The 7,713-nt window shown below is 77.4% G+C and carries 5 protein-coding genes; 2 read left to right on the forward strand and 3 right to left on the reverse strand.

Annotated features, from left to right (window positions below):
* The first annotated feature begins 185 nt into the window (after positions 1-185).
* Complete coding sequence (locus tag ABT093_RS27050) at positions 186-3,014, forward strand: helix-turn-helix transcriptional regulator (RefSeq protein WP_350568889.1); 2,829 nt, start codon at positions 186-188, stop codon at positions 3,012-3,014.
* A 5-nt stretch (positions 3,015-3,019) separates the two neighbouring features.
* Positions 3,020-4,237, forward strand: coding sequence for a 3-deoxy-7-phosphoheptulonate synthase (locus ABT093_RS27055; RefSeq protein ID WP_350568891.1), 1,218 nt, complete (start codon positions 3,020-3,022; stop codon positions 4,235-4,237).
* Between the two features lie 205 nt (positions 4,238-4,442).
* Here ABT093_RS27055 and mhpA read toward each other — a convergent pair whose 3' ends face one another.
* From mhpA to ABT093_RS27070, 3 genes are all read right to left on the reverse strand, one after another.
* Positions 4,443-6,059: a bifunctional 3-(3-hydroxy-phenyl)propionate/3-hydroxycinnamic acid hydroxylase MhpA gene (gene mhpA / locus ABT093_RS27060; protein WP_350568893.1), complete on the reverse strand. Its 1,617-nt coding sequence runs from the start codon at positions 6,057-6,059 to the stop codon at positions 4,443-4,445.
* Positions 6,056-6,844, reverse strand: a complete 789-nt coding sequence (locus ABT093_RS27065) for an arylamine N-acetyltransferase family protein (RefSeq protein ID WP_350568894.1) — start codon at positions 6,842-6,844, stop codon at positions 6,056-6,058. The genes mhpA and ABT093_RS27065 overlap by 4 nt, the downstream gene beginning before the upstream one ends.
* Positions 6,845-6,849: 5 nt before the next feature.
* Positions 6,850-7,713 (reverse strand): acyltransferase domain-containing protein (locus ABT093_RS27070; RefSeq protein ID WP_350568896.1); only part of this gene is annotated, 864 nt, incomplete at its 5' end.

Consider the following 7,713-nt stretch of genomic DNA (forward strand, 5'->3'; position numbering starts at 1 on the left):
TTTCACGGCCCCCGCCCGGCGGCCCTGACGGCAATGCCCCGCCCATGGGCGGCCAGTTCCCGGCCGATGGGCGGGGTGTCCCCATGATGGGACCGACCGGGAGCGGGCGGCCGTCGCCGCAGCCCCGGGGGGCCGTCGGGAGAACCGGCGGCCGGATCCACAAGAGATGAGGTCGGGGGTACCAGGTGCCTGCCCTGCTGGAACGTGACGCGCACATCGACAGACTCGACCACCTGCTCGCCGACTGTCTCGGCCGCGCGGGCCGGGTGGCCCTGCTCGACGGCCCCCTGGGCAGCGGCAAGAGCGCGCTGCTGCGGGCGTTCGCCGCCCGGGCCGCCGGGCGCGGGGTCCTGGTCGTCGGCGCCGACTGTTCCGCCCAGGAGCGGGACCTGCCGTTCGGCGTCGCCGACCGGATCGCCCGCTCCCCCGCCTGGCCGGCCGGCCACGCCGAGCGACTGGCGGCGGCGGCCGACCCGGCCGTGCTCGCCGAGGCGGCCGCCGGCGACGCCGGCGACGACCCGGCGGGCCCGCCGGCGGTGGAACTGCTGCGCGCCTGCCGCGACCTGACCGCGGCACTGCTCGCGGTGGCCGCCGAGACCCCGGTGCTGCTCTGCGTCGAGGACATCGGCCACGCCGACGAGGCGTCCCTGCACTTCCTGCGCCACCTCGTGCGGCACCTGCCGCAGAGCCGGGTGCTGCTGGTGCTCACCGACGGCGGCACCGCCTGGCCGGCGCGCCGCCGGGTGCACGCCGAACTGCTGCGCCACCCGCACGCGCACCGCCTGACGCTGGCCCCGCTGTCCCGGGCCGGGGCGCTGCGGCTGGTCGCCGAGGGCCTCGGCGAGGAACCGGCCCGCCGCCGCGGCCCCGGGCTGGTGGACGTGGCCGGCGGCAACCCGCTGCTGCTGCACGCCCTCGTCGAGGAGCACCTGGACCGGGCCGACGAGCCCGAACCGCGCTACGGCCCCGCCCTGCTGAACTGCCTGCACCGGGCCGGGCCCGGCGTGCTGCGGGTCGTCCAGGCGCAGGCCGTGCTGGGCGACGACGCCCCGGCCGAGGACGTGGCCCGGCTGCTGGGCGAGCGGGAGAGCGCCGACGCGGTGGGCCGGATCCGCTCCGCGCTCAGCGCCGCCGGACTGCTGGACGGCGAGGGGCGGCTGCGCACCGCGGCGGCGCGCACCGCCGTCCTGGAGGACCTCGCCCCGCACGAGCGGACCGACCTGCGGCTGCGGGCCGCCCAGCTGGCCCACGAGGCGGGCGGCCCCGCCGCCGAGGTGGCCCGGCACCTGGTCGAGGCCGGCCGGGCGCCGGCCCCGTGGGCGGTGGCCGCGCTGAGCGAGGCGGCCGAGCACGCGCTGCTGGACCACCGCCACCGCACGGCCGTCGCCTGCCTGCGGCTGGCCCACAAGGAGGCCGCCGAGGAGACCGACCGGGCGGTGCTCCGGCACCGGCTGGCGCAGGCCGAGTGGCAGCTCAACCCCTCGGAGGCGGCCCGTCACCTGGTGCCGCTCACGGCGGCCGTGCGGGCCGGGCACCTCGGGCTCGCCGAGGCGCTCGTCCTGGTCCGGCAGCTGCTCTGGCACGGGCGCGGCGAGGAGGCGCTGGCCGTCCTGGACCTGCTGCGGGCGCGGAGCGGACCGGCGGGCCCCGCCGCACCGGCCGCCCCCGCCGAGACGGGCGCGCTGCGCGACGCCGAGACCTGGCTCGCCTACACCCACCCGGGCCTGGCCCGGGGCCGGCGCCTCCCGGCGCTGCCCGCCGACCTGCGGCACGCGGTGGCCCCGGACGTCGACCCGCAGCTGCGGGCGGCCGGCGCGCTGGCCGGGGCACTGGCCCGCGGCCGGGCCGGCGAGGCCGTCGAGCGTGCCCGGCAGGTGCTGCACGACGCCCACCTGCACGGCCGCACGATCTGGGCCGAGGAGGCCGCGCTGCTGGCCCTGCGGGTGCTGCTGCAGGCCGGGCGCGCCGACACCGCGGCGCTCTGGAGCCAGCGGCTGCTGACCGCCGCCACGCGCCGCGAGGCCCCGACCGCGACGGCCCGGTACGCCGCCGCGCACGCCGAGTCGGCGCTGCGCCTCGGCGAACTGGCCGAGGCGGCGGAGAGCAGCCGGGCCGCGCTGACCCACCTCAGCCCCGCCGCCTGGGGCATCGCGGTGGGCCTGCCGCTGGGCACGCTGGTGACGGCGGAGAGCCGGATGGGCGAGCACCGGTCGGCGGCCAAGCACCTCAGCCACGCCGTCGGCGAGACGATGTTCCAGAGCCTCTACGGGCTGCACTACCTGTTCGCCCGCGGCGACCACTACCTGGCGACCCGCCACGGCCACGCCGCGCTCGCCGACTTCCTGTCCTGCGGCGAGCTGCTGCGCACCTGGGGCCTGGACGGCGCCGGGGTGGTGCCGTGGCGCACCCACGCGGCCGACGCCTGGCTGCGGCTGGACAACCGCGACCGCGCCTGGCGGCTGATCCACGAACAGCTCAGCCGGGCCGACGCCGACCTGCCGCACACCCGCGGCCCGGCGCTGCGGCTGCTCGCCGCGGCCGGCCCGCCCGGGCGGCGCGGGCCGCTGCTCACCGAGGCCGTCGACCTCACCGAGGCGGCCGGGGACCGGTACGAGCAGGTGCGGGTGCTCACCGACCTGAGCCGGGTGCACCAGGCGGCCGGCAACAAGCGCCGGGCGCGGCTCCTGCTGCGCCAGGCCCTGCACGTGGCGACCATGTGTGCCATGCACCCGCTCGCCCAGGAGCTGCTCTCGGTCTCGGCGGACCTCGGCGAGAGCGGCCCGGCCACCGACGGCGCCCCCGACCCGGGCGGGGTCGGGGCGCTCACCGAGTCCGAGCGGCGGGTCGCCTCGCTGGCCGTGCTCGGCTACACCAACCGCGAGATCGCCGGCCGCCTCTACGTCACGGCGAGCACCGTGGAGCAGCACCTGACCCGGGTCTACCGCAAGCTCGGGGTCCGCCGACGCAAGGACCTGCCCGCCGATCTGTGGGCCAACCTGAGGAAGACGGGATGACACCGATGACCACCACACCCCTCGTACAGGACGACACCGGGCCCGCGCTCGCCCGCGCCCTGGCGGGCCGGGCCGCCGGCCAGCAGCCGCAGTGGCCGGACCGGGAGCGGGTGCGCGAGGTGCGCGCCGCGCTCGGCGCCCTGCCGCCGCTGGTGCGGCCCGCCGCCGTGGACCGGCTGCGCGAGCGGCTGGCCGAGGCCGCGCTCGGCCGGGCCCTGGTCGTCCAGGGCGGGGACTGCGCCGAGACCTTCGCCGGGAACACCGCCGAGCACGTGCGCTCCAACCTGCACGCCCTGCTGCACTGCGCCACCCTGTTCGAGGTCGCCTCGGGGCTGCCGGTGGTGCCGGTCGGCCGGGTCGCCGGGCAGTACGCCAAGCCGCGCTCCAGCCCGGTCGGCCCGGACGGCCTGCCCGCCTACCGGGGCGACATCGTCAACGGCCAGGCCGCGACGGCCGGGGCGCGCACGCCCGACCCGGAGCGGATGCTCACCGCCTACGCCGGGGCCGGCGAGGCGCTCGGCGTCCTGGAGTCGGTGGCCGCCGCGACCCGCACCGAGCTGTTCGCGGGCCACGAGGCCCTGCTGCTCGACTACGAGGTGCCGCTGGTGCGCGACGGCTACGGCCTGTCCGGCCACTTCCTGTGGATCGGCGAGCGCACCCGGGAACTCGACGGCGCGCACGTGGCGCTGGCCCGGCGGATCGCCAACCCGCTGGGCCTCAAGCTGGGCCCGGGCACCACCCCGGAGCAGGCGGTCGCCTACGCGGAGGCACTGGACCCGGACCGCGTCCCCGGCCGGCTGACGCTGATCAGCCGGATGGGCGCGGACCGGGTGGCCGACGTCCTGCCGCCGCTGGTGGAGGCGGTGACGGCGGCCGGGCACCCGGTGGTCTGGCTCTGCGACCCGATGCACGGCAACACCGAGGTCGCGGCGTCCGGGCTGAAGACCCGCCGCTTCGAGCGGATCGCCGCCGAGGTGACCGGCTACTTCGCGGTGCACCGGGCGCTCGGCACCCACCCGGGCGGCCTGCACCTGGAGCTGACCGGCGACGACGTGACCGAGTGCCTCGGCGGGCGCGAGGAGCTGCGCGAGGAGCAGTTGCCGGAGCGCTACCTGACCGGGTGCGACCCGCGTCTGAACGGCCGGCAGACGGTCGACCTGGCGCGGATCGTGGCGGAGATCCTGCTGGAGCGCCCGGCCCGGCGGGCTCCGGTGGCGGTCTGACGGCCGCTCCCGAGGGCCGGCGGCCCGCTCCCCGACGCGGACGGGGGGCGGGCCGCCCGCGTGTCCGGGCGCGTCCTCGGCGGCGGGACGAACGGTGGCGGGACGACGAACGGTGGCGGGACGAACGGTGGTGGGACGACGGCGCCCGCCTGGGAACCGCCCGGGTGGGCGGTTCCCCGGCGGGCGGGGTGGTTCGGACGGCGCCTCAGGCCGCCAGGTCGGCGCGCAGGGCGGCGAACAGCGCGGCCAGCGCCGTCCGGTCGCCGGCCGCGCCGTAGACGTAGAAGTCGGGCCGCACCAGCACCGCGACCGCTCCGGCCGCCGCCAGGTAGGGCAGGTACACACCGTCGGTGTCGGCCACCGCGCCCGGCGGCGGCTCCTCGTTCCCGGCCTCGACCACCTGCACGGCGTGGCCGCCCAGTTCCGCCAGCCACGCGCGGTCCCCGTCGGTCAGCAGCGTCCGCGGCGGTTCGGTGGCGAGCAGCACGAACCCGCGCCCCACCACGTCGTCGAAGCGGTCGGCGGGGCGCCCGGCCGCGGTGACCCGCCCCTGGACGACCAGGTCGCCGGCCGGGGCGCCGCCGTGCCGCAGGCCGGTGGTGAGCGGCTGGACCGGGGTCCGCGGGCGGGCGGCGCCGACCTGCGCGCCGCGCCGGGCGCGTTCCTGGGCGGCCAGCATCACCGCGTCGCGGTCGCGCGCCGCCGCCGGGTCGGTCTGGCAGATCACCTTGCCGAGGTCCATCGACATCGCCAGCGCGTGCCGCACGTGCTCGCGCCGCTCGGCGGTGTAGCTGTCGAGCAGCCCCTCGCCCGCGCGGCCGGTGAGCACCAGGTCGAGCTTCCAGGCGAGGTTGGCGGCGTCCCGGAAGCCCGAGCACATGCCCTGCCCGGCGAACGGCGGCATCAGGTGCGCGGCGTCCCCGGCGACCAGCACCCGGCCGCGCCGCCAGCGGTCGGCGTAGCGGGCCTGGAAAGTGTAGACGGCGTGCCGCAGCAGGGTCGCGTTGCCGGGGCCGATGTCGAACAGCGAGAGCAGCTTCCAGACGTTGGCCTCGCTCCCGAACTCCTCGGGCGGCTCGTGGTCCAGCCGCATGAACTCCCAGCGCCGGTGGCCCGGCCCGGCGGAGACGGCGGTGCGCGGCCGGGCCGGGTCGCAGACCTGGAGGTTGTTCGGCTCGAACGCCCGGCCGTCGTGCGGGACGACGTCGCAGGTGAGCCAGTCGTTGAAGAAGGCGAAGTCGGTCGCGGTGAAACCGGCCTCCTCGCGCACCACGCTGTTCGCCCCGTCGCAGCCGATCACCCAGCGGGCGGTGAGTGTGGTGCCCTCCCCGGGGCCCTCGACGGTGAGGGCGACCGTGTCGCCGCGGTCGTCGAGCGCCGTCACCCGGTGGCCGCGCAGCACCCGCAGGTTCGGGAGCCGCTCGCCGTGGGCGGCCAGCGCGGCCTCCAGGCCCGGCTGGTAGACGGAGCTGGAGTCCGGCCAGCCGGCGCGGCCGGCCTCCTCGACGTCCACCCGGAAGAGCGTCCGCCCGTCGGCGGTGTGCCAGACGTAGTCCCGGGAGGACTCGACGTGCTCCGCCAGCGCCGCGCCCACGCCGGTGGCGGCGAGGATGCGGGCGGACTCTCCGTCGAAGGAGACCGCGCGCGGCATCGGGTAGGGCCGGGGGAAGCGTTCCAGCACGGTGACCCGGTGGCCGCGGGCGGCCAGCAGCAGGGCGGCGGTCTGGCCGACCGGCCCGTAGCCGACGATCGCGACGTCGGTGTCGGTCCCGGCCGGGGATGCGGCGGTCGAGGATGCGCCGGTCGAGAGTGCGGCGGTCATGCGGCGGCCGTGCCCTTCCGCAGGATGTCGGCGAGCACCCGGGCGTGCTCCTCCGGGTCGGCGAGCCCGCTCATCCGCTCGGTGCCGTCCTCGACGACCACCAGCCGGGTGCCGATCAGGATCCGCTGGCCGCCCTCGAAGGCCCGGCCGCGCACCACGATCCCGGAGCCGGCCAGCGCCCGGGCGAAGCGGTCCAGCTCCGGCGAGGGCACCAGCCAGTCCGCGAAGGCGCGGGGCCGCGGGTGGAAGCGGTAGACGGCGCGCCAGTCCCCGACCCGGCCGCGGCGCTGGACCACGTGGTGGCCGCCGTCGCCGCGCACGATCCGGAAGTCGGTGCCGAACTGCGGCTGCACCTCGTCGGGCACCACCCGCAGCGGTTCCAGGTAGGACGGGCCGACGAAGCCGACGTCGACCAGCCAGGTCTCGCCGTCCAGCCGCACGAAGCCGAGCACGTGCTCCAGGTCCGGGCCGAAGCTGTCGTCGACCTGGCGGATCCCGGCCGAGAACAGCCCCGTCTCGTAGCCCAGTTCACGGAGCAGGGCGAGGAAGAGACCGTTCAGCTCGTAGCAGACGCCGCCCCGGCCGCCGAGCACGACGGCGTCGAACACGGCGTCGAGGTCGATGTCCACGCCGGCCCACAGGGCCTCTCCCCGGCCGGTGTTGAGGGAGGAGTCGTAGGGGACGGCGATCAGGTGGCGCCGGTGCAGCTCGCGCAGCGTCGCGGCGGTGGGGTCGAGCGGGCCGTCGTAGTCGAGGGCCTTGAGGTAGGCGGCGGTGTCGAACACGACGGTCACTTCCCTTCGGCGGACTGCTCGTCGAGCAGCTCGCGCAGGTGGCGGGCGAGGCGGTCCGGGGTCGGCTGGTCGAAGGCGAGCAGGGCGGGCAGGTCGAGGCCGGTGACGTTCTGGAGGCGGTTGCGCAGCTCGACGGCGGTCAGCGAGACGAAGCCGATGTCGAAGAAGACGGCGTCCGCCCCGACGGCGTCCGGGCCCTCGTGCCCGAGGACGGCCGCGACCTCCGCCCGGATCACCTCGACCAGCACGGCGTCGCGCTCCTGCGGGCCGAGGTCCGCCAGCCGGCGGGCGAGCGCGGCGCCGGGGGTGTCCTCGGTGGTGGTGTCGTCGATGGCGGTGTCCACGGGGGGTTCTCCTGTGCGGGTCGTCACGGGCACCGACTCCAGCCAGTAGTGCCGGTGCTGGAAGGGGTAGGTGGGGAGGTCGGCGGGGCGCAGGGCGGCGGCGCCGGCGTAGGTCGCCGACCAGTCCACGGGGACGCCGTGGACGTGGAGTTCGGCGGCGGAGAGCAGCACGCGGTCCCAGCCGCCGTCGTCGCGGCGCAGGGTGCCGGTGACGGCCGCCTCGCGCACGGCGGCCGCCTCCAGGGCCTCGACGATGCCGTGGGCGAGCACGGGGTGGGCGCTGACCTCGACGAACGCCCGGTACTCGGCGGCGGCCAACGCCTGGACGGCGTCACCGAATTGAACGGTCCGGCGCAGGTTGCGGTACCAGTAGCCGGCGTCCAGTTCGGGGCCCTCCAGCCAGCGGCCCTCGACCGTGGACAGGAACGGGACGGCGGCGGGCTGCGGCTTCACCGCGCCCAGCAGCCCGGCGAGTTCGTCCTCGATCGACTCGACGTGCGAGGTGTGGGAGGCGTA

This window comes from Kitasatospora sp. NPDC002551, assembly GCF_040296005.1.
Lineage (GTDB): Bacteria > Actinomycetota > Actinomycetes > Streptomycetales > Streptomycetaceae > Kitasatospora.